Source organism: Arthrobacter sp. (genome assembly GCF_031988865.1).
In the GTDB taxonomy this organism is placed as follows: Bacteria; Actinomycetota; Actinomycetes; order Actinomycetales; family Micrococcaceae; genus Arthrobacter_B.
Map to the genome: position 1 here is coordinate 33086 of NZ_DALZXY010000007.1, position 22309 is coordinate 55394.

Sequence of the window (22309 nt, forward strand, 5' to 3'; positions counted from 1 at the left end):
TTAGTTACCCCCGAAAACGATGGGAAGGTGGCGAATGGCGAAGCCGATCACGGTGACAGCCCACAAGCCGACAACACCCCACAGCAACTGGCGCTGGTACTTGGGGCCCTTCTTCCAGAAGTCGATAAGAATTACCCGGATGCCGTTAAAGGCGTGGAACACGATGGCGGCGACCAGGCCAAGCTCACCGAGACCCATGATGGGGTTCTTGTACGATCCGATGACCACGTTGTAGGCCTCGGGCGAAACGCGCACCAGTGAGGTATCCAACACATGGACTAATAGGAAGAAGAAGATCACCACGCCAGTGATCCGATGGGCAACCCATGACCACTGGCCTTCGCGGCCGCGGTAAAGCGTGCCTGCTGGTAACTTCGACACTGAATTTTCCTCCCTGCATCGCAGCGGCGCTAGCGCGTCTTCTACGCAGTGATGACGCCGGTGCGAGAGCATTTAATAAGCTCAAGCATAATCTAGGTCCCGGTAGGACCGGGATCAATTTAGGTTCCCCTATTGTGTGACCTGGCTTACACTCCGCAGCGTGCGCCTGGGGCGGCTGGGCATCTACTCAAGGTGCGGCAACAGCGGGTCGGAAGGGAACGGTCAGCTAACCTTGGCACTGATGAGTACTGAAATGAAAAACGTGAACCCGGGACCGGCTCCGGACACCGACATATTCGAGCGTTTCTACGGTGTAATTCCGGCTGGCGGGGTGGGGACCCGGCTCTGGCCCCTCTCGCGTGCTGCCGCGCCGAAGTTCCTGCACGACCTGACCGGCTCCGGTTCGACGCTGATCCGCGCGACCTATGACCGCCTGACTGCGCTCAGCGACGACCGGGTCATGGTCGTCACGGGCCAGCTGCACCGGACGGCAGTCCTCGCACAGCTGCCCGAGATCCAGCAGGAGAACCTGGTGCTGGAAAGCGAGCCCAAGGACTCCGCTGCCGCCATCGGGCTGGCTGCGGCCATCCTTTACCACCGGGACCCGTCAATCATCATGGGTTCCTTCGCCGCAGATCAGGTCATCACCCCGGTAGAAATCTTCCAGGAGACCGTCCGGGAGGCGGTCCACACCGCGGCCCAGGGGTACATCGTCACCATCGGCATCCATCCCACCCACCCTTCGACCGGGTTCGGCTACATCAGGGCCGGCGAGGCACTCGAGATCGCCGGCGCACCCAGCGCCCACGCCGTCGTCGAGTTCGTGGAGAAGCCCTCCGAGGACACCGCCCGCAGCTACCTGCGCAGCGGCAATTACAGCTGGAACGCCGGGATGTTCGTTGCGCCGGTGGCGCTGATGCTCAAGCACCTGCAGTCCAACGAGCCCGAGCTGCACGCCGGGCTCATGGAGATCGCGGAGGCCTGGGACACGCCGAAGCGGCGCGAGGTCGCACTGCGTGTCTGGCCCACCCTGCCCAAGATCGCCATCGACTATGCGGTCGCTGAACCGGCTGCAGCAGCGGGTGACGTGGCAATGATTCCCGGCATCTTCAGCTGGGACGACGTTGGGGACTTCGCCGCAATCGGGCGGCTGAACCCGGCCGAACAAAACTCGGAGCTGACCGTTATGGGGGAGGGCGCCAGGGTCTATTCCGAGAATGCTTCGGGGATCGTGGTCTCCGACACCAAACGCGTGATCGCACTCATTGGCATCGAAGATGTGGTGATCGTGGACACCCCGGACGCCCTGCTGGTCACCACCAAGGACCATGCGCAGGAAGTCAAAAAGGCAGTGGAGCACCTCAAAGCCAGCGGCGACACCGACGTCCTCTAGGCGAATTGCGTTACACAATCGGTGTGACGGAGGTCTTAAAGCCCGCTGGCTCACGCAAGCCAGATCAGGTTGGCTAACCTTGAAGATGTGCAGACAACTTCACTGAGTAACTCACCCGTACCCTCAATCCGGGGAAGCGTTGCTCCGATTCTGGGTGAGCTGATCGATTTCCGGCGGGACCTCCATTCCCATCCGGAACTCTCGCACAAGGAATTCCGCACCACCGACCGAATCGTCGAAGCTCTCGAAGCCGCCGGCTTGGAGCCGAAACGGCTGGACGGAACCGGCGCCTACGTCGACATTGGCGACGGGCCGATCCGGCTGGGCCTGCGGGCGGATATTGATGCCCTGCCCGTTCTGGAGGAGACCGGCCTGCCCTACGCATCGGTCAACACCGGCATCACCCACGCCTGCGGGCACGACATCCACACCACGGTAATGCTGGGCGTAGCGCAGGTACTAGCCCGTGTGGAGGCCGAGGGAAGCCTGGGCGGCAGGATCCGCGTCATCTTCCAGCCCGCCGAAGAGGTGATGCCCGGCGGTGCCCTGTCAGTCATCAAGCAGGGCATCCTCGAAGGCGTGCCCCGGATCCTGGCACTGCACTGCGACCCCCGGGTCGACGTCGGCCAGGTCGGCACCCGCATCGGCGCCATCACCTCGGCGTCGGACACCATCCGCATTGAACTCTCCGGGCGGGGCGGCCACACCTCCCGCCCCCACCTGACCGAGGACCTGGTCTTTGCCCTGGGCCAGATAGCCGTCAGCGTTCCAGCCGTCCTGTCCCGGCGGATCGACGTGCGCAGCGGTGTTTCCGTGGTCTGGGGGCAGATCCATGCCGGGTCGGCGCCCAACGCGATCCCGGCGCACGGGTTTATGGCCGGGACCATGCGCTGCCTCGACGCCGAGGCCTGGTACGCGGCTGGAAAACTGCTCGACGACGTCGTCCGCGAGGTCGCTGCGCCGTACGGTGTGGACGTTGCCCTCGAGCACACCCGCGGCGTTCCTCCGGTGATCAACTCCGAGGCCGAGACCGGGCTGATCGAGGCCTCCGCGCGGGCTGAACTCGGCGAAGATTCCGTGGTCCTCACCCCGCAGTCCATGGGCGGAGAAGACTTCGCCTGGATGACCGATGCAGTTCCCGGGGCCATGATGCGGCTGGGCACCCGCACGCCCGGCGGGGAAACTTTCGACCTGCACCGGGGTGACTACAACCCCGATGAGCTGGCCATCAGCTGCGGTGTTTCCGTGATGGCTGCGGCCGCGGTGCGGGCCGCGCGCGGACTGCGCCACTAACCCCTCCGGGACCGCTCCGGCGGCAGGGTTGGTAACAACATACAAACAATGTCCTCCGCAGCGCCCAAAAAATGGGTGCTTTGTGTCACATGCCATTATGGTTAGGTCTTGCTGCGCTCCACTGAGGTAAGGGGCGCGCACCACACGCGCCTGCGCGCGAGGCCTTTCAACCGGATGGCTGTGCTGCAGACTTCAACGGGTGGAACCCATTTCTTTCTGGAGGAACATTGAAGAATTTTCCGCGCAGCATCAAGCGCAATGCCGGTATGTCCGCCGCCATGCTGGGCGCTTCGGCGCTCCTGCTGGCCGGCTGCGGTGCCGCTCCCGAGGAAGACACGTCTTCGGACTCTGCCAGCAGCAGCAGCGCCAGCAGCGACTTCCTCGCCTGCATGGTCTCGGATTCTGGTGGATTCGATGACCGTTCGTTCAACCAGTCCAGCTTCGAAGGCCTTCAGGCTGCCGAGAAGGACCTCGGAATCCAGGTCAAGACGGCAGAGTCGCAGTCCGAAACCGATTTCCTGCCGAACCTGGACTCCATGGTGGTCCAGAACAGCTGCGACATCACCGTCACCGTCGGCTTCCTCCTGGCTGACGCCACAAAGGAAGTGGCAGCAGCAAACCCGGAGAGCAACTTCGCGATCGTCGATGACAACAGCATCGAACTGGATAACGTCAAGCCGATCATCTATGACACGGCGCAGGCTGCGTTCCTGGCCGGCTACGTAGCAGCCGGCACCTCCGAGAGCGGAAAGGTGGCGACGTACGGCGGCATCAACATCCCGACCGTCACCATCTTCATGGACGGTTTCGCGGACGGCGTTGAGTACTACAACGAGCAGAACGACGCGAAGGTAGAAGTTCTCGGCTGGGACAAGGCCGCCCAGACCGGTTCCTTCATCGGCAACTTCACCGATGCCGGTGCCGGCAAGACGACGACCGAGAACTTCATGAACGAAGGCGCCGACATCATCATGCCCGTCGCCGGGCCGGTCGGCACCGGCACGCTGGATGCCGTTGTCGCAGCCAACGCCGATGGCGGGAATAACAAGGTTGTCTGGGTGGACTCCGACGGTTTCGAAACCACTACCACCGGCAAGGAATTCATCCTTACCTCGGTCATGAAGCTGATGGGCGATGCCGTGGAGACTGTTATCTCCTCTGACGTTGACGGCCAGTTCGACGCTACCCCGTACGTCGGCACCCTGGAGAACGGCGGAGTCACTCTCGCTCCGTTCCACGATCAGGAAGATGCCGTGCCGGCAGATGTGAAGACGGCTGTGGATGAGATCAAGGCCAAGATCATTTCCGGTGAGATCACCGTGGAATCCGCAGCCAGCCCCAAGTAATCCGGGCAGGCAGTGAACCGAACCGCCGTCCGTCCGGCTGCAACGCAGCGGGTCGGGCGGCGGTTTTTCTGCTCCCGGTAGTCTTCCTTCCGGGGAACCCACACGCAAAGACTCAAACAGATTGGTTGGGGTTGTGAAACTCGAACTCAAGGGGATCACCAAGCGCTTCGGCGCATTGGTGGCCAACGACCACATTGACCTGGTGATCGAACCGGGACAGGTGCACAGCCTGCTCGGGGAGAACGGGGCAGGCAAATCAACGCTGATGAACGTCCTGTACGGCCTCTACCAACCAACAGAGGGCGAAATCCTGGTCAATGACAAGCCGGTTGTTTTCTCAGGCCCGGGAGAAGCCATGGCCGCCGGAATCGGCATGGTCCACCAGCACTTTATGCTGGTGCCGGTATTCACCGTGGCGGAGAACGTTGCTCTGGGACATGAAAGTACCAAGTTCGGCGGCACGCTGAACCTGGAAACCACCCGCGCCCGCATCCGCCAGGTTTCCGACCAGTACGGGTTCGACGTCGACCCGGACGCCGTCGTTGAAGACCTCCCGGTGGGCGTGCAGCAGCGCGTGGAAATCATCAAGGCCCTGATCAGGGACGCGGAAGTCCTGATCCTGGATGAGCCGACGGCCGTCCTCACCCCTCGTGAAACAGATGAACTGCTCGCCATCATGCGCCAGCTGACTGTGGACGGAAAATCCGTGGTCTTTATCTCCCACAAGCTGCGCGAGGTTAAGGCCGTCTCCGATGTGATCACCGTGATCCGGCGGGGCAAGGTGGTCGGCGACGCACCGCCAAGCGCCAGCACCACCGAACTCGCGACCATGATGGTCGGCCGCTCCGTCAGCCTGACCCTGGAAAAGGCGCCGGCCGAACCCGGTGCCGAAACGTTCGCGGTCCGCGATCTGGTGGTCCTTAACAGCACCGGCCAGGCCGTAGTGGACCACGTCAGCTTCGAGATTGCCAAGGGCGAGATCCTCGCCGTCGCCGGGGTCCAGGGCAACGGGCAGACTGAACTGACCGAAGCCGTTATGGGGCTGCAGGACCACGTGACCGGCTCCATCCAGCTTGACGGCAAGGAACTCGTTGGGCGGCGCGTTGACCAGATCATCGACGCCGGCGTCGGCTTCGTGCCTGAAGACCGCAGCGTCGACGGACTCGTTGGTCCCTTCTCGGTAGCGGAGAACCTGGTCCTGAACCGCTACAACAAGGCACCGTTTGCGCGGGGGCTTTCCATGCGCGCCTCGGTCGTGGCAACCAACGCAGCCGAGAAGATCGACGAGTTCGATATCCGGACACAGTCCGCCGAGGCCGCGGCAGGGACGCTGTCCGGAGGTAACCAGCAAAAAGTCGTGATGGCACGCGAACTCTCGCGGCCGCTCTCACTGTTCATCGCCTCCCAGCCGACCCGCGGCGTCGACGTCGGCTCCATCGAATTCCTGCATAAACGAATCGTGGCAGAGCGCGACGGCGGGACACCGGTCCTGATCGTGTCCACCGAACTGGACGAAGTCCTGGAACTGGCTGACCGCATTGCCGTCCTTTATGGCGGAAGGGTCATGGGGATTGTCCCCGGCAACACTTCGCGCGATGTCCTTGGCCTGATGATGGCCGGGATGAGCGCCGACGAAGCAGCATCGCACGAACGCGAGACCGAGGGAGGGGCGCAGTGAGCCCGGAGGACAAAAACAGTTCGGACGGCCAACCGGCCGGACGGAAGAACAAGGAAGAGGCAGCAGCTGAAGAAGCGCGGCTGCTGACCGCCGCCGAAACTGCCGGCGGCTCCATGCCGCCGCCTGCCGTGCCTGTGTCCGGATCCGAGCTGCGCCCGGAGGACGGCGGCGAATCCATGCTCCACCGAATCGTCACGGGCAACGCACTGGTATCGGTGCTGGCTGTCCTGATGGCGCTTGTCGTTGGGGGGCTGCTGATCGCAGTGACGGACGAAGAAGTGGCCAAGGCCGCTGCCTACTTCTTCAACCGCCCGGGCGATTTCTTCGCAGCTGCTTGGTCTGCGGCGTCGGGCGCCTATATTGCCCTGTTCCAGGGCGCGGTCTTCAACTTTGAAGCCGAAAGCTTCTCACGGATGATCTACCCGCTCACCCAAACACTGACGGTTGCGACCCCGCTGATCTGCGCCGGCCTCGGTGTGGCCCTGGCCTTCCGTGCCGGGCTGTTCAACATCGGCGCCCAGGGCCAGATCCTCATCGGCGCTACCCTGGCTGCCTGGGTCGGCTTCAGCTGGCACCTGCCGGTGGGAGTGCACCTGCTGCTGGTCATCATTGCCGGAGCGCTCGGCGGCGCGCTGTGGGGCGGGATCGCCGGAATCCTCAAGGCCAAGACAGGCGCGCATGAGGTCATCGTGACCATCATGCTCAACTACATCGCCATCCAACTGGTGCTTTTCCTGCTCACAACGCCGAGCTTCCAGCGCCCAGGCTCCACGAACCCGATCAGCCCGCAGATCGACAGCACGGCCCTGTTCCCGCCTTTGCTCGGTGACGGGTTCCGCCTCCACTGGGGCTTCGTGATGGCAATCGCGGCCACCGTTTTCATCGCCTGGCTGCTCAACCGCTCCACTGTCGGCTTCGAACTCCGTGCTGTCGGCGCCAATCCGGCGGCCGCCCGCAATGCCGGCATCAGCACTGCCAAGGGCTACATCACCGTTATGCTCATCGCCGGCGCGCTGGCCGGGCTGGCGGGTGTCTCCCAGGTTGCCGGTACCGAAAAGGTACTCACTTCCGGGGTGGCAGCCAGCTTCGGCTTCGATGCCATCACCGTCGCGCTGCTCGGCCGGTCCACCCCGTGGGGGACCTTCGCGGCCGGCATCCTCTTCGGAGCCTTCCGGGCCGGCGGCGTCACCATGCAGACCAGCACCGGAACCAGCATCGACATTGTCCTGGTGGTCCAGTCGCTGATCGTCCTGTTCATCGCCGCACCGCCGCTGGTTCGGTCCATCTTTCGAATTCCACCGCCCGGAGCGTTTAAGACGTCCGGCCAGCGCACGACCTCGAACGCCCCAGGAGCAGCATGAGCACCGCACCCACCCTCGCCTCCGAACGGCCGCCGGCAGTCCAGGCCATCCGAAGCTGGAAGGTTCCGATCATCCTCGGGATCCTTGCCCTTCTAAGCTTCTTCATCTTTGGGCTCGGCGCCCCCTCCACCGAGGTGACGTTCCGCCTCACCAAACCCGAGGCCGCGATCCAGCTGCCCGACGTCGTTGTGTCCGCCACCGTGGTGGGCTGGATTTCCTCGGTGGTCCTGCTCGTCTGCGCAGCGTACGCGGCCTTCCTGGTGAGCCGCTACCGGCACGTGCCCGGCTGGCTGATCGCGGTGTTCGCGGTGTTCTTCGTCGCCGCTTTCCTCACCTGGGCCGTGGGCAGCGCCCGCACCCCGAGTGTCGCCCTGTACGGCCTGCTGGTAGGTTCATTCACTCTGGCTTTCCCGCTGATTTTCGGTTCCCTCTCAGGGGTGCTCTGTGAACGGTCCGGGGTCGTGAACATTGCGATCGAGGGCCAGCTGCTGTTCGGCGCCTTCGCCGCTGCAGTGGCCGGTTCACTGTCCGGCAACGCGTTCGTTGGCCTCTTTGCAGCTGCTGTTGCCGGTGTCCTGGTCTCCCTGGTCCTGGCAGTGTTCAGCATCAAATACATCGTGAACCAGGTGATCGTCGGCGTCGTGCTGAACGTGCTGGTCTCGGGCCTCACCGGGTTCCTCTTCTCCACGGTGCTCAGCGCCGATCCGGCAAAGTGGAACTCTCCGCCGCGCCTGCCCGTGATCCGGATCCCGCTGCTGGCCGACATTCCGATCATCGGACCGATCCTTTTCGAGCAGTCCGTGATCGGCTACCTGATGTACATTGCAGTGGCCGCGATCTACTTCGGCCTCTTCCATACCAAGTGGGGACTTCGCACCAGGGCCGTCGGCGAGCATCCGAAGGCCGCTGACACCCTGGGCGTCAACGTGAACCGCACCCGGTTCTACAACGTGCTGCTGGCCGGCTCGGTCGCCGGGGTGGGCGGAGCATTCTTTACCCTGGTCTCGGTGTCCTCCTTCAACCGGGACATGACCTCCGGCCAGGGGTACATTGCCCTCGCTGCCCTCATCCTCGGCCGGTGGAATCCGATCGGGGCACTCTTTGCGGCCTTGCTCTTCGGCTTCGCATCGAACCTGCAGTCCGTGCTCGGCCTGCTCGGGACTCCCGTCCCCAATCAGTTCCTGGCCATGCTGCCGTACGTCGTGACCATCTTCGCCGTCGCCGGCGTCGTCGGTAAGTCACGTGCTCCGGCGGCCAGCGGCATCCCATATATCAAGGGTTAGGCGGTAGAAACCTATGCAAGGAAACAACGCAGCTGGTGCCCCTGAGGGCGCCGCCGGCGGCAGCGTCCCGGACATTGACTGGGACACACTTCAGGACGCCGCACGGGCCGCCATGGCCCACGCCTACGTCCCGTATTCCCGCTATCCGGTTGGGGCGGCAGCGCTGACGGACGACGGCCGGATCGTCTCCGGCTGCAACATCGAAAACGCCTCCTACGGGCTCACCCTGTGCGCCGAATGCTCCATGATCAGCCAGCTCCAGATGACCGGCGGCGGGCGGTTGACGGCCTTCACCTGCGTGGACGGCGAAGGCAACATCCTCATGCCGTGCGGGCGCTGCCGTCAGCTGCTCTATGAATTCCGGGCACCGGACATGGCGCTGCTGACCGTCAGCGGCGTCAAGACGATGGACGAAGTGCTGCCGGACGCCTTTGGCCCCCAGCACCTGGAAGGGCAGAAAAACCAATGAGTTCCGAAAAGTTCGACACCATTGACATCATCCGCACCAAGCGGGACCGCGGCACGCTCACCCCGGAGCAGATTGACTGGACGATCGACGCCTATACCCGCGGTGCGATCGCCGACGAGCAGATGGCCGCACTGAACATGGCGATCCTGCTTAACGGCATGAACCGGGAGGAGATCTCCCGCTGGACGGCAGCGATGATTGCGTCGGGGGAGCGGATGGACTTCTCCGGCTTGGGCAAACCCACCTCCGACAAGCATTCCACCGGCGGTGTGGGGGACAAGATCACCCTCCCGCTGGCACCCCTGGTGGCAGTCTTCGACGTCGCCGTTCCGCAGCTCTCCGGCCGCGGCCTCGGCCACACGGGCGGCACCCTGGACAAGCTTGAAGCCATCCCCGGCTGGCGGGCGGACCTCAGCAACGACGAGATGATGGCCCAGCTGTCCGACGTCGGAGCGGTGATCTGCGCGGCGGGCGCCGGCCTGGCACCTGCCGATAAAAAGCTCTACGCCCTGCGTGACGTCACCGGAACCGTGGAAGCGATTCCGCTCATCGCCTCCTCGATCATGAGCAAAAAGATTGCCGAAGGCACCGGTTCCCTGGTGCTGGACGTGAAGGTCGGCTCCGGTGCCTTTATGAAGAATGTGGACGACGCCCGCGAACTGGCCCGCACCATGGTCACACTCGGTAAAGATGCGGGCGTTAATACTGTGGCATTACTCACAAATATGGCCACTCCGCTGGGCCTGACGGCAGGCAACGCCATCGAGGTGGAGGAATCCGTGGAGGTCCTCGCGGGCGGGGGACCGGCCGACGTCGTCGAATTGACCGTCGCGCTGGCCCGGGAGATGCTCACCGCAGCGGGCCGCCCCGATGCCGATCCGGAGGCCGCGCTCCGGGACGGGCGGGCCATGGACGTGTGGCGCCGGATGATCTCCGCGCAGGGCGGCGATCCCGCCGCCAAGCTGCCGGTGGCGAAGGAGTCCGAGACGATCCTGGCGCCGGCTGACGGCGTGCTCACGGAGCTGGACGCCCTCGCGGTTGGAGTGGCAGCCTGGCGGCTGGGCGCCGGGCGGGCGCGGAAGGAAGACGCCGTCCAGGCGGGCGCCGGAGTTCGGCTGCATGCCAAGCCCGGTGACAGGGTCAAGGCAGGGAGTCCGCTTCTGACGCTTCTGACCGACACCCCGGAGAAGTTCGAGCGGGCCCGCGAGGCTCTCGCCGATGCCGTCACGGTGTCCCCGGGCCCCGCCGCCACACCTGACCTGATCATCGACCGCATCAGCTGAGCCCCCCGCAACCCGGAACCCGGAACCCAACAAAAAAACACAGGGCCCAGGGCAGGGGCCGCCGGCTCAGCTTCCGGCGGACCCCTGGCCGTTGCTGCCATTCCCCGGGTCAGTCCGGGTCAGCCCGGGTCAGTCCGGGTTGAGGTTCAGGGTGTGCTCGGGGGAATACCCCATACCGGGCACTCTTCGCAGGGTGGCATCGTTGTAGCTACAGATGCCGACCCGAGGAGTGCAGCCCATTGGACGTTCTAAACGCCGTAATGGACAACATCAACAGCTTCGTCCTGACCTATTCGGGGGCTCCCTGGGTTTATCTGGTGCTGTTTGCCTGTTGTCTGCTGGACGGTTTCTTCCCGCCGATCCCCAGCGAATCGCTGGTGGTGGGCCTCTCCGCGCTCATCTTTACGTCGGCCGCTCCCAACCCCTGGCTGATTCTCCTGGCCGCAGCCGGCGGGGCATTTATCGGTGACAACATCGCGTATGCCCTTGGGCGTTCCCTCCGCACGGACCGGTTCCGCTGGATGCGTGGACCGCGGATGCAGCGCGGTTTTGTCTGGGCCCGGAGGGAACTCGACAAACGCGCTGTTTCACTAATCCTGATCGCGCGGTTCATCCCGGTGGGACGAGTGGTGGTGAACCTGACTGCGGGAGCGACGCGATATCCACGGCGTATGTTTGTGGCCCTCACCGGGCTCTCCGCGGTGCTGTGGGCCGCCTATTCAGTCGCCATCGGGGCGCTTGCCGGTGCGTGGTTCCAGCAGCACCACCTGCTCGCCGTCATCGTCGCCGTCGCGGTGGCGCTGGTTCTGGGCCTGATCATCGACAGGATCATCAACAAGCTGCGGGGCCCCACCCCGATGCACCACGAGGAACCGGTCGAGCAGATGGCCCGGAAAGAGTCCTAGCGGCCCAGGGGCGCCGGTGGCGCGGCTCACGTAGAGTTGGCGTGTGACTGAGCCCATTACGCATCCCGCTGCCCTTTCCCGCTTCGATATCCGCGTCCTGCCAAAGGTTTCGCTCCACGACCACCTCGACGGCGGGCTGCGGCCAGCCACCATGGTGGAACTCGCCGAGGCAGGCGGTTACGTCCTTCCGTCCACGGACCCCGTGGCTCTGGGGGAGTGGTTCCGTGAATCGGCGAACTCCGGATCCCTGGTCCGTTACCTGGAGACCTTCGACCACACCATCGCCGTTATGCAGACCCGTGAGGGGCTGGGCCGCGTCGCCCGCGAATTTGTTGAAGACCTGGTCGAAGACGGAGTTGTCTATGCCGAGGTCCGCTGGGCCCCCGAGCAGCACCTGCGCGGCGGACTGACCCTGGACGAGGCCGTTGAAGCCGTCCAGGCGGGCCTGGACGCCGGTGTCGAGGACGCCGCCGCCAATGGGCACCCGATCCAGGTTGGCCAGCTCATCACCGCCATGCGCCACGGCGACCGCGGCATGGAAATTGCCGAACTGGCCGTCCGCCACCGGGACAGCGGAGCCGTGGGCTTCGATATCGCCGGCGCCGAGGACGGCTTCCCGGCCTCGCGTTTCAAGGATGCCTTCACCTACCTGGCCGAGCAGATGTTCCCGGTCACGGTCCACGCTGGGGAGGCCGCGGGCGTCGAAAGCATCGTGGATGCACTGGTCCACGGGCGGGCGCTCCGCCTGGGCCACGGCGTGCGCATCGCCGAGGACATCGAAGTGGACTTCGAAGACGAAGACGCGCCCGACGCCGGCGAGGACACCGCCATCGGAATGGTGACCCTGGGTGACGTGGCCGCCTGGGTGCGGGACCGTGGAATCCCGCTGGAAATCTGCCCGTCCTCGAACCTGCAGACCGGAGCCGTGGAGTCCTTCGGCGCAGACATCGAATCCCACCCGATCGACCTGCTGTTCCAGACCGGCTTCGCCGTTACCGTGAACACGGACAACCGGCTGATGGGCGGCGTCAGCCTCACAGACGAGTTCGAGCTCCTGGTGCAGACCTTCGGCTACGACCTTGATGACGTCCTGGACCTGACCATGAACGCGGCCAACGCCGCCTTCCTGCCGCTGGAAGAGCGCGCGGCCCTGGCTGCGCACATCACCGAAGGCTTCAACCGCGTCCGTGGCTGATCCCGCGCACAGCACCGATGACCTGGGCCAGGCCTTCACCCGGCTGGCCCAGGTCATCGCGCTGCTGCGGGAGCGCTGCGCGTGGACAGCCGCGCTGACCCACGAGTCGCTGCTGGAGTACCTGCTGGAGGAGGCCTACGAGGTCATCGACGCGGTGGAGGCCGGCCACACCGGTGCCGCTGACGCCGCAGAGCTCAGCGGAGAACTGGGCGATGTATTATTCCAGGTCCTGCTGCATGCCAGGCTGCAGGAAGAAGCGGGTCACTTCTCGATTCAGGACGTGATCGAGGGACTGACCGGGAAAATGGTCCGGCGGAACCCGCACGTGTTCAACTCCGACGGAACCCTGACAGATTCTCCTACCGGTGACCCGGCCGAGATCGAGCGTGCCTGGGACGCTGCCAAAAAGGTTGAAAAACCTGCGCGCAACAGCCCTTTCGAAGGCATTCCCGCGTCCCTGCCGGCCCTTGCCCTGGCCGCCAAGGCACAGAACCGGGCCCGCCGTGCCGGAGTCCCCGTTCCCCTGCCCGCCTCCGGAACGCCGGCTTCCGGAACGCCGGAGTGGGACGGCGAGGAGGAACTCGGGGAACTGCTCTTTGAAACCGTGCGGCAGGCAACCGAACGCGGCATCGACCCGGAGGCGGCCCTGCGGGCAGCCGTCCGCCGTTTTACGGCGCCGGTGCCTCCCGTTACCGATTGACGCACCCGGTCCTTACTACGCGCCGCGATTCCACTAGGCTTGGAGCAGGCAGCGTGGCTCCCGTCTTAGGCCTGGCTGTAGTTTCCATCCCAAGTTCCAACGAACAGGAGCATTCCCATGGCCATCATTGATGCCATCCACGCCCGTGAAATCCTTGACTCCCGGGGCAACCCGACCGTCGAGGTCGAGGTCCTGCTCGACGACGACACCTTCGGCCGTGCCGCAGTTCCCTCCGGTGCTTCCACCGGAGCCTTTGAAGCCAACGAACGCCGCGACGGCGAAAAGGACCGCTACCAGGGCAAGGGTGTCCTCCAGGCCGTTGAAGCCGTCATCGACCAGATCCAGCCCGCCCTGCTCGGCTTCGACGCTGCCGACCAGCGCGCCATCGACCAGGCGATGATGGACCTGGACGGCACCGAGAACAAGTCCGGACTCGGTGCGAACGCCATCCTGGGGGTCTCCCTTGCCGTGGCCCGTGCCGCGGCAGAATCAGCGGCGCTGCCGCTGTACCGCTACCTCGGCGGCCCGAACGCGCACATCCTGCCCGTGCCGCTGATGAACATCCTCAACGGCGGCTCCCACGCGGATTCCGACGTCGACATCCAGGAATTCATGATTGTTCCCCTGGGCGCCGAAACCTACTCCGAGGGCCTGCGCTGGGGTGTTGAGGTCTACCACAACCTCAAGTCCGTGCTGAAGGAACAGGGTCTCTCCACCGGTCTCGGCGATGAGGGCGGCTTCGCCCCGAACCTGCCGTCCAACCGTGCTGCCCTGGACCTGATCCTCGAGGCCATCACCCGCGCCGGCTACACCCCGGGCACCGACATCGCGCTGGCGCTCGACGTCGCCTCCTCCGAGTTCTTCAAGGACGGCGCGTACGTCTTCGAAGGCCAGAACCGCACCGCTGCGGAAATGTCCGCGTACTACGAGGAGCTCGTCCGCGACTACCCGCTGGTTTCCATCGAGGATCCGCTGGATGAGAACGACTGGGACGGCTGGAAGGCCCTCACGGCGAGCCTCGGCAGCAAGGTCCAGCTGGTTGGCGACGACCTCTTCGTCACCAACCCGGCCCGCCTCGAGACCGGCATCAAGGAAAACGCCGCCAACTCGCTGCTCGTGAAGGTAAACCAGATCGGTACCCTGTCCGAGACTCTGGACGCAATCACCATGGCGCAGCGCGCCGGATTCACCACGATCACCTCGCACCGCTCCGGCGAAACCGAAGACACCACGATCGCTGATATCTGTGTCGCCACCAACGCCGGCCAGATCAAGACCGGTGCCCCGGCCCGGTCAGAGCGCGTAGCCAAGTACAACCAGCTGCTGCGCATCGAAGAAGAGCTCGACGACGCCGCACGCTACGCAGGCCGCAGCGCCTTCCCGCGTTTCACGGCGTAGTTACGCGCCTGCCGGTGGGTACCCTCGACTATGGGGGTGCCCACCGGCGGCATTTAGCCGCCCTTGCCTCCGGCCAGCAGTGAACCGGTGCAGCAAGAACCGAGAGTCAGCCAGACGAGGAGCAGCATGTCCACCCGACGACCGAAGGTGCCCAAGCCGGCGGCCGACGGACTTCCGGCAGGAGCCCCCCGCCGGGCAGCCCCAAAGCCCCCCAGCGCGGATAACGCCAACGCAGCTGCGCCAGGGACGGGCTCAAGAACAGCCTCGGCCAAGGGGACAGCCCCGGCCAAAAAGGCCGGTGCAGCGGCTCCAGCGGGCAAAAAGCCCCGGCAGCCCAAACCAGCCAAGACGGCCAAACCCGAGAGCGCCTCTGCTGCCCGCGCCGCAGCCCGGCAGGAACTGGCAGGGGAGATCCGCCGCGATGTCCCGCCCGGCACCCGGCCCGAAGAGGAACCCAAATCCGAACCTGCCTTGCAGCCCGTTCCGGCGAAGTCCTTTTCCGGCAGGCTGCTGGCACTCGGAATCGTCATGGTGGTCATCACAGTCCTGCTGGCGCCTTCTGTCCGGACCTTCCTGCAGCAGCGGTCGGAAATCGCCGCGCTGCAGGCGGACATCGTCCAGGCGGAACAGGCCGGGGAACAGCTGCAGGAGACCCTGGACCGCTGGGAAGACCCGGCCTACATCAAGGCCCAGGCGCGTGAACGGATCTTCCTGGTTATGCCCGGTGAAACCCGTTACCTGGTCAAGGGCGAACACGGCGTCGAGGACGTCGAAGAGCAGGCAGCGGCCGAAGCGCCGCAGGACCTCGAATGGGTGGACGCACTATGGGATTCGGTGGTCCGCTCCGCCACCGCGCCCTGATCCGGTAACCGCTTCATAAGGTCCTGGTGAACGCCCGGAGGCACCCCTGGGATGCGCCGGCGATGGCCCCGGACGGTCAGGACCCGGCGCCGGCGCCCCCGGCGGCACAGTACGCTGGACTATTGAAACACCACCACTTCGGTCCGCTCCGGACCCCCAGGAAGGACCTTCCGGCATGATCCAGGACCAGCTCACACCGACCCAGGAAGACCTGGAGACCCTGAGCCGGCAGCTCGGACGGCCGGTCCGCGACGTCGTCGAGATCGGTGCCCGCTGCGTCTGTGGCAACCCGCTTGTAGCCACCACCGCTCCCCGGCTGGGCAACGGCATTCCGTTCCCGACTACGTACTACCTGACCCACCCCGTGATCACGGCGGCGATTTCCCGCCTCGAGGCCGCCGGTGTGATGGCCGAGATGACGGCACGGCTGGAACAGGACCCGGAACTTGCCAGCCGCTACGAAGCCGCCCACGAGGCCTATCTGCAGGTCCGCGACCAGATCGGCGAACGCACCGGCACCGGGCCGGTTCCCGAAATCGCCGGGGTCTCCGCCGGCGGGATGCCGACCCGGGTCAAATGCCTTCACGTGCTGGCCGGCCATTCCCTCGCAGCGGGTCCCGGAGTGAACCCGCTGGGGGATGAAGCGCTCGACGCCATCGCCGAGTGGTGGACCCGTGACCGCTGCTATTGTGAGGGCGCATGGGCAACGGACGGCCCTGCCCCCTCGCGGGACCTGAGCCGCCACACCAAGACACAGGGTCTCTCTGCCCAGGAGCTGGACCGGAAACGGGCTGCCCGGCGGGCTGCGCTGGAAGCCGAACAAAGGGGGCAGGACCAAGCCATGGAGAACACCGCGAACACGAAGACCCGGGTGGCCGCAGTGGACTGCGGCACCAACTCAATCCGCCTCCTGATCGCCGACGCGCAGACGCACGACGGCGTCACCCGCCTCACCGACGTCGTGCGCCTGATGCGCATCGTCCGGCTGGGCGAGGGGGTCGACGCCACCGGACGCCTCTCGAACGAGGCCCTGGCACGCACGTTCGCCGCCACCGAGGAATACGCTCAGCTGATCCAGGAACACGGAGCCGAAAAAGTCCGGTTCGTGGCCACCTCGGCCACCCGCGACGCGGAGAACAGCGAAGAATTCGCCGAAGGCATCCGCAAGCGCCTGGGCGTCAGCCCGGAAATCATTACCGGCGAGGAGGAAGCAGGCCTCTCCTTCGCCGGCGCCACCAGTGTCCTGGACGGCGGCAGTGACGTCCGTACCCTCGTGGTCGACCTTGGCGGCGGATCAACCGAGTTTGTCCTCGGCACCTCCGAAGGCGTGCTCGCGGCCAAGAGCACCGACATGGGCTGCGTCCGGTACACCGAACGCCACCTGGTCTCCGATCCGCCCACCGAAGCCGAAGTCGCCCTGGCGCGTGGAGACATCCTGGACATGATCGCCCAGGTGCTTCAGACGGTACCGCTCTCCACCGCGGACCGGCTGGTCGGTGTCGCCGGGACCATCACCACGGTGACGGCCCACGCCCTGAAACTGCCCGAATACACCTCCGAAGCCATCCACGGCACGGAGCTGAGCGTGGAATCCATCGACGACGCCACCCGCTCGCTCGTCCAGATGACCCGGAGCGAACGCGCCGAGCTGCCGTACATGCATCCCGGCCGCGTGGACGTCATTGGTGCCGGTTCACTGATCTGGCAGACCATCGTGGACCGGGTGGCGGAACTGACGGACGGGCGCATCAATTCCGCAGTGACGTCCGAGCATGACATCCTCGACGGCATCGCCCTGAGCACGGCCCGGTGACGGCGGCAACGAACCGGCGCCCCAGGGGTGCCGCGGTGAAACGCGCTGCTTCCGCAGGAGCCTTTTCGCTCACGGTTGTGCTGTTGTTCCAGCTCGCCGCGCCCAGTCCCGCCCACGCGGACGAATGGCGGGACAAGGAATACTGGCTTACCGACTACGGGATCACCGAAGCCTGGAAAACGACCCAGGGTGAAGGCGTCAAGGTGGCGGTGATCGACACCGGTATCGATCCGACCCATCCTGACCTGGCCGGCGCCGTCCGCGGCGGAACCGACGTCTCCGGTGCCGGTGATCCCGCCGGGGCACGGGGCATCGGCGTGAATCCCGAGCACGGGACCCTGGTGGCCACGCTGCTGGCCGGGCGCGGACACACTGCCGAAGCCAGCGGCAAGGACGGCGACAAAGACGCCGACAAGGACAAGGCAAAATACGACGGCCCGGGCAACGGGCCGGACGGCATCGTCGGCGTGGCGCCAAAGGCCGAACTGATGACGGTCTCCGCCTGGATCGGCGGCTCGAACCCGGGCGGAATTCCGATTGACGATCAGCTGCCCAACGCAGTGCGATGGGCAGTGGACAACGGCGCCAAGGTCATCAATATGTCCCTGGGCTCCTCGTCCACGGCCTGGCCGGAAAGCTGGGACGACGCCTTCCTGTATGCCGAGCAGCACGACGTCGTGATCGTGGCTGCCGCGGGTAACCGCGGCGTGGGCATGGTCCAGGTTGGTGCCCCGGCTACCATCCCGGGCGTGCTGACGGTCGCTGGGCTGAACCGTGAAGGGAAAGCGAGCTGGGATTCCTCCTCGGAAGGCATCAGCATCGGGGTGGCGGCACCTGCCGAAAACCTGGTGGGAGGCCTGCCGGAAGGCACCTCACGCTACGCCGAATGGTCCGGCACCTCGGCGGCGGCGCCACTGGTTTCCGGCGTCGCGGCCCTGATCCGCTCGGCCCACCCCGAACTCAGCGCAGCCCAGGTGATAAATCGCATCATTACCACGGCCAAGGACGGCGGCGTACCCGGCCGGGACACCCTCTATGGCTACGGCATCGTTGACGCCAATGCGGCGGTCAACGCCGCCGTTCCGGTGGTTGAGGGGAATCCGCTGGGCACCATCGAAGAGTGGATCCGCATCCACAGGCGCGGAGAAGCGCCGGCCGCACCGGAGGACGCCGAGCCGCCGGCAGGTCCTGCGGTGCCGGACATTCCCGCACCCCAGGTCCCGGAGGCAGCCGAACCGCATCCGGAAGAGGACCCACTGCCGGCCGCCCTGGTGCTTGGTTTCGGTGGTCTCATCCTGCTGGTCGGGACGGCCGGAACCATCGCCGTCCTGCGGATCCGCCGCTCCGGCCGGAGCGCTCCGGAACAGCCGGGGGAGAGTTCCCCGGGAGGCGGGGAACACGAAAAGGAACCCGCCCGGCAGGGTTAGCAGACTCGGTCGGCGGAAGCGAAAAACCGAGTTCGGAAGACTTCGTGAAGACTTTCACAAGTCGGGTAAGATGTGTGCCATGGCATCGCATACACAATTTTCTGATCGTCCCCGCGTCCTGGTGGTTGGCGGTGGCTACGTCGGTTTGTACGTAGCCAAGAACCTCCAAAAGAAGGTCAAGGCCAACGGTGGAATCGTTACGGTAGTGGACCCGCTGCCGTACATGACCTACCAGCCTTTCCTTCCGGAGGTCGCCGCCGGCACCATCCATGCACGCAACGCCGTTGTCTCGCACCGGATGCACCTGAAGGACTCCGAGCTGATCACCGGCAAGGTAATCGCAATCAACCACGCGGCTCACACTGCGACGGTGGAACCGGCTGACGGCAGCGAGCCGTTTGAGCTCAGCTACCGGGACATCGTCCTCTCCGCCGGCTCCGTCACCCGGACGTTCCCGATTCCGGGCCTGGCCGAGGTCGGCATCGGCATGAAGACCATCGAAGAAGCCGTCGAGATGCGCAACAAGGTACTTGAGCGCATCGAAACCGCATCCCTGATGACGGACCAGGCAGAACGCGCCCGCGCACTGACCTTCGTCGTCGTCGGCGGCGGCTTTGCCGGCATTGAAACCATCACCGAAATCGAAGACATGGCCCGCGCGGCCGTACGTGAGAACAACCGCCTCAAGCGCGAAGACCTCCGCTTTGTCATGATCGAAGCCATGGGCCGCGTTATGCCCGAGGTCAAGCCCGACCAGGCTGAATGGGTCGTTTCCAGCATGCGTGAACGCGGTATCGAGGTACTGCTGAACACCTCCCTGGCCAGCGCCGAAGGCGGCCTGCTGAAGCTGATCAACATGGCGGACAAGTCCTCTGCCGGCGAGTTCGAAGCCGACACCCTGATCTGGACTGCCGGTGTGCAGGCCAACCCGATGGTCCGTGCCACCGACTTCCCGATTGACGACCGCGGCCGCGTCCGCGCGAACGCCGAACTGCGGATCACCGGCGACGACGGGCCCCTCGAAGGCGCCTGGGCTGCCGGCGACGTATCCGCCGTTCCCGACCTGACCGGCGGCGGCGTCGGCGGTTTCTGCGTACCGAACGCACAGCACGCCGTCCGCCAGGCCAAGCAGCTCGCGAAGAACCTGCTCGCTGCCCGCTACGGTCAGGGTTCCGTTCAGGAATACCGCCACAAGAACCTCGGTGCCGTGGCCGGTATGGGCCAGGGCAAGGGTGTCGCGAACATCATGGGCTTCGGCATGAAGGGCTTCCCGGCCTGGCTGGCCCACCGCGGCTACCACGGCATGGCCATGCCGATGTTTGAGCGTAAGTTCCGTGTGGTTTCCGGCTGGGCCGCCAACTTCTGGTTCGGCCGCGACTTCACGCAGCTGCTGCACCTGAAGAACCCGCGCAAGGCATTCGTGGAGGCTGCAACGCCGGCCAAGAAGCCTGCCGGCAAGTAACCTGCCGAGCTTTCCTGCCATCCGACGGCGGCCACCGGAGAAACTTCCGGCGGCCGCCGTTGGCGGTTAAGGCGTTTCCCGCGGCCGGTGCGGCTCAAGTAGGCTTGTCAGTGCCTGTGGGGCTGTGGCGTGTTTTCAAGCGAAGCGCCGGGCCAGCAGGCAGGCCCCAGTAGCCCAATGGCAGAGGCAGCGGACTTAAAATCCGCGTGTTGTCGGTTCGAGTCCGACCTGGGGTACCGGAATGCCGCATGGACGTAGCCTGGCGTTTCCGGGCCAGCCAAGGACCATGAGCAGCTGACGTTAGCTGTCGGTCCGAACCCGGTCTGGGGGTACAAAATGACCGGTATGAGTGCACATACTTGGTCATCATGCAACATTGACGTCACAGTCGTGATTAGTGTTACAAGGCTGTGACCAGAACCCCTTATCTTCGCCTGAATATTCCATTAGCTTTTCTTCCACCAGGAACACCTGGTATCGCGTCAAAGGCACCCGCCTTTCGATCGGGGAGAAAAGTACATGACTGCACTTCGCAATACCGGGCCGCTTGGCCTTGGGGATGGGTATGGCCGCGCAGCAAAGATTGCAGCACTGGGCATGGGTATCGCCCTGTTCGCATCGGCCTGTGCCGGCGGAGGGGATACCGGAACCGAATCCTCACCGTCTGAAGAATCATCGTCATCGGCTGCCAGCTCGGTACTGAGCTGCCCGCCCAGCCAGGGCGGCACTGGCGAAGACCCCGGAGAAAAGGGTGACCCGGCAGCCGTTCCGGCCTCCACCGGAACTACGGACACTCCGCTGAAGCTCGGCACGCTTCTGCCCACCACCGGTGCACTGTCCTTCCTCGGCCCGCCGGAAATTGCCGGTGTTGATCTTGCCGTCCAGGAAGTCAACGCAGCCGGTGGCGTGTTGGGTAAGCCGGTTGAGGTGGTGCACCGCGACTCCGGTGACACAACCACCGACATCGCCACCCAATCGGTCACGGACCTGCTGGGCCAGGATGTCAGCGCCATCATCGGCGCAGCGTCCTCCGGTGTTTCCAAGACCGTGATCAACCAGATCACCGGTGCGGGTGTCATCCAGTTCTCTCCGGCCAACACCTCTCCCGATTTCAGCACCTGGGATGACAACGGACTGTACTGGCGCACCGCGCCCTCCGATGTTCTCCAGGGACGTACCCTGGGCAACTACATCATGTCCTGCGGCGCCCAGACCGTGGGCATGATTGTTCTCAACGATGCCTACGGCACCGGCCTGCAGTCCAACATCAAGAGCTCCGTGGAGGCCGCCGGCGGCCAGGTAGTTTCAGAAGCAATGTTCAACGAGGGGGACTCCCAGTTCAGCAGCCAGGTCGACGCCGTGACCGGGGCCAACCCGGATGCGATCGTTGTGATCAGCTTCGACCAGGCCAAGAGCATCGCGCCGCTGCTCACAGGTAAGGGCGTGGACCCGTCGCAGCTCTTCTTCGTGGACGGCAATACCTCCGATTACAGTGCGGACCTTGAGCCCGGCACGTTGGAAGGCGCACAGGGCACGATCCCGGGACCGTTTGCCTCGCAGAACTTCAAGGACGCGCTGCTGAAAATTGATCCGTCGCTGAAGGACTGGTCCTACGCGGGTGAGAGTTTCGACGCCGTGACTCTGTTGGCGCTGGCGGCTGAAGCTGCCGGCAGCACCGATGGAGCGGCCATGGCCGCAGAACTCCAGGGCGTTTCACAGGACGGCGAAAAGTGCTTCGACTACGCCAGCTGCGTCACGATCCTCCGCGGCGGCGGAGACATCGATTACGACGGCTACTCAGGTCCGGTGAGCTTCGACGAGAACGGTGACCCGACCGAGGCATTCATCGGCATCTACCAGTTCGACGCCGATAACAAGCCGGTCCCGAGCCGCTCGGAAGTGGGCAAACTCTAACCGCGCTAACTCTCATCTGAAGTAACAGAGCAGGGCTTCCGCCGCGGCGGAGGCCCTGCTCTGTTATGCGTGTGCCGAGCTTCCCGCCCCGGGTTACGCGTCGACGCAAAGTAGTGCCCGCCGGAAGCCTTCAGATTCCCGGCGGGC

General features: G+C 65.0%; 17 protein-coding genes, 1 tRNA gene and 2 pseudogenes. 19 read left to right on the forward strand and 1 reads right to left on the reverse strand.

The features are described 5' to 3' along the window. Window positions 1-381 carry a succinate dehydrogenase, cytochrome b556 subunit gene (gene sdhC, locus RTN46_RS02485; RefSeq protein ID WP_312178845.1) on the reverse strand — a complete coding sequence of 127 codons (381 nt, stop codon included), beginning with the start codon at window positions 379-381 and terminating at the stop codon, window positions 1-3. Between the two features lie 241 nt (window positions 382-622). Here sdhC and RTN46_RS02490 point away from each other — a divergent pair, with 241 nt between their 5' ends. The 19 genes and pseudogenes from RTN46_RS02490 (at window position 623) to RTN46_RS02575 (ending at window position 22162) form a co-directional block, all read left to right on the forward strand. Continuing rightward, complete coding sequence (locus tag RTN46_RS02490) at window positions 623-1774, forward strand: mannose-1-phosphate guanylyltransferase (protein ID WP_312178846.1); 1152 nt, start codon at window positions 623-625, stop codon at window positions 1772-1774. Window positions 1775-1876: 102 nt separating this feature from the next. Next, complete coding sequence (locus RTN46_RS02495) at window positions 1877-3067, forward strand: amidohydrolase (RefSeq protein WP_396157220.1); 1191 nt, start codon at window positions 1877-1879, stop codon at window positions 3065-3067. 227 nt (window positions 3068-3294) lie between these two features. Next, window positions 3295-4413, forward strand: a complete 1119-nt coding sequence (locus tag RTN46_RS02500; RefSeq protein WP_396157208.1) for a BMP family protein — start codon at window positions 3295-3297, stop codon at window positions 4411-4413. A 133-nt stretch (window positions 4414-4546) separates the two neighbouring features. Further along, window positions 4547-6091 (forward strand): ABC transporter ATP-binding protein, encoded by a 1545-nt coding sequence (locus RTN46_RS02505; protein WP_312178847.1) that lies wholly within the window; start codon window positions 4547-4549, stop codon window positions 6089-6091. Next, window positions 6088-7452 carry an ABC transporter permease gene (locus RTN46_RS02510; protein ID WP_396157210.1) on the forward strand — a complete coding sequence of 455 codons (1365 nt, stop codon included), beginning with the start codon at window positions 6088-6090 and terminating at the stop codon, window positions 7450-7452. The genes RTN46_RS02505 and RTN46_RS02510 overlap by 4 nt, the downstream gene beginning before the upstream one ends. Beyond that, window positions 7449-8735: an ABC transporter permease gene (locus RTN46_RS02515; protein WP_312178848.1), complete on the forward strand. Its 1287-nt coding sequence runs from the start codon at window positions 7449-7451 to the stop codon at window positions 8733-8735. The genes RTN46_RS02510 and RTN46_RS02515 overlap by 4 nt, the downstream gene beginning before the upstream one ends. A gap of 13 nt (window positions 8736-8748) precedes the next feature. Then, a complete protein-coding gene (locus RTN46_RS02520; protein ID WP_312178849.1) occupies window positions 8749-9204 on the forward strand; it encodes a cytidine deaminase in 456 nt (151 codons plus the stop codon). Further along, a complete protein-coding gene (locus RTN46_RS02525) occupies window positions 9201-10487 on the forward strand; it encodes a thymidine phosphorylase (protein ID WP_312178850.1) in 1287 nt (428 codons plus the stop codon). Before RTN46_RS02520 ends, RTN46_RS02525 begins: the two co-directional genes overlap by 4 nt. A 260-nt stretch (window positions 10488-10747) precedes the next feature. Further along, window positions 10748-11392, forward strand: a complete 645-nt coding sequence (locus RTN46_RS02530) for a DedA family protein (RefSeq protein ID WP_312178877.1) — start codon at window positions 10748-10750, stop codon at window positions 11390-11392. A 43-nt stretch (window positions 11393-11435) separates the two neighbouring features. Beyond that, complete coding sequence (locus RTN46_RS02535; protein WP_312178851.1) at window positions 11436-12587, forward strand: adenosine deaminase; 1152 nt, start codon at window positions 11436-11438, stop codon at window positions 12585-12587. Further along, entirely contained in the window at window positions 12580-13287 is a 708-nt protein-coding gene (locus RTN46_RS02540; protein WP_312178852.1) for a MazG nucleotide pyrophosphohydrolase domain-containing protein, read from the forward strand. The genes RTN46_RS02535 and RTN46_RS02540 overlap by 8 nt, the downstream gene beginning before the upstream one ends. Before the next feature lie 117 nt (window positions 13288-13404). Next, entirely contained in the window at window positions 13405-14685 is a 1281-nt protein-coding gene (gene eno / locus RTN46_RS02545; protein WP_312178853.1) for a phosphopyruvate hydratase, read from the forward strand. Window positions 14686-14811: 126 nt separating this feature from the next. Then, window positions 14812-15546: a septum formation initiator family protein gene (locus RTN46_RS02550; RefSeq protein WP_312178854.1), complete on the forward strand. Its 735-nt coding sequence runs from the start codon at window positions 14812-14814 to the stop codon at window positions 15544-15546. 175 nt (window positions 15547-15721) lie between these two features. Beyond that, a pseudogene (locus tag RTN46_RS17005) lies at window positions 15722-16384 on the forward strand (DUF501 domain-containing protein); the annotation flags it as partial. A 111-nt stretch (window positions 16385-16495) separates the two neighbouring features. After that, window positions 16496-17359: pseudogene (locus RTN46_RS17010) on the forward strand (exopolyphosphatase); the annotation flags it as partial. Window positions 17360-17394: 35 nt separating this feature from the next. Next, a complete protein-coding gene (locus RTN46_RS02560; RefSeq protein ID WP_396157213.1) occupies window positions 17395-18786 on the forward strand; it encodes a S8 family peptidase in 1392 nt (463 codons plus the stop codon). A gap of 79 nt (window positions 18787-18865) precedes the next feature. Then, window positions 18866-20248 carry an FAD-dependent oxidoreductase gene (locus RTN46_RS02565; protein WP_312178856.1) on the forward strand — a complete coding sequence of 461 codons (1383 nt, stop codon included), beginning with the start codon at window positions 18866-18868 and terminating at the stop codon, window positions 20246-20248. Window positions 20249-20411: 163 nt separating this feature from the next. Continuing rightward, window positions 20412-20484 (forward strand) — tRNA-Leu (locus tag RTN46_RS02570). A gap of 283 nt (window positions 20485-20767) precedes the next feature. Further along, window positions 20768-22162 carry an ABC transporter substrate-binding protein gene (locus tag RTN46_RS02575; protein ID WP_312178857.1) on the forward strand — a complete coding sequence of 465 codons (1395 nt, stop codon included), beginning with the start codon at window positions 20768-20770 and terminating at the stop codon, window positions 22160-22162. Window positions 22163-22309 lie beyond the last annotated feature (147 nt).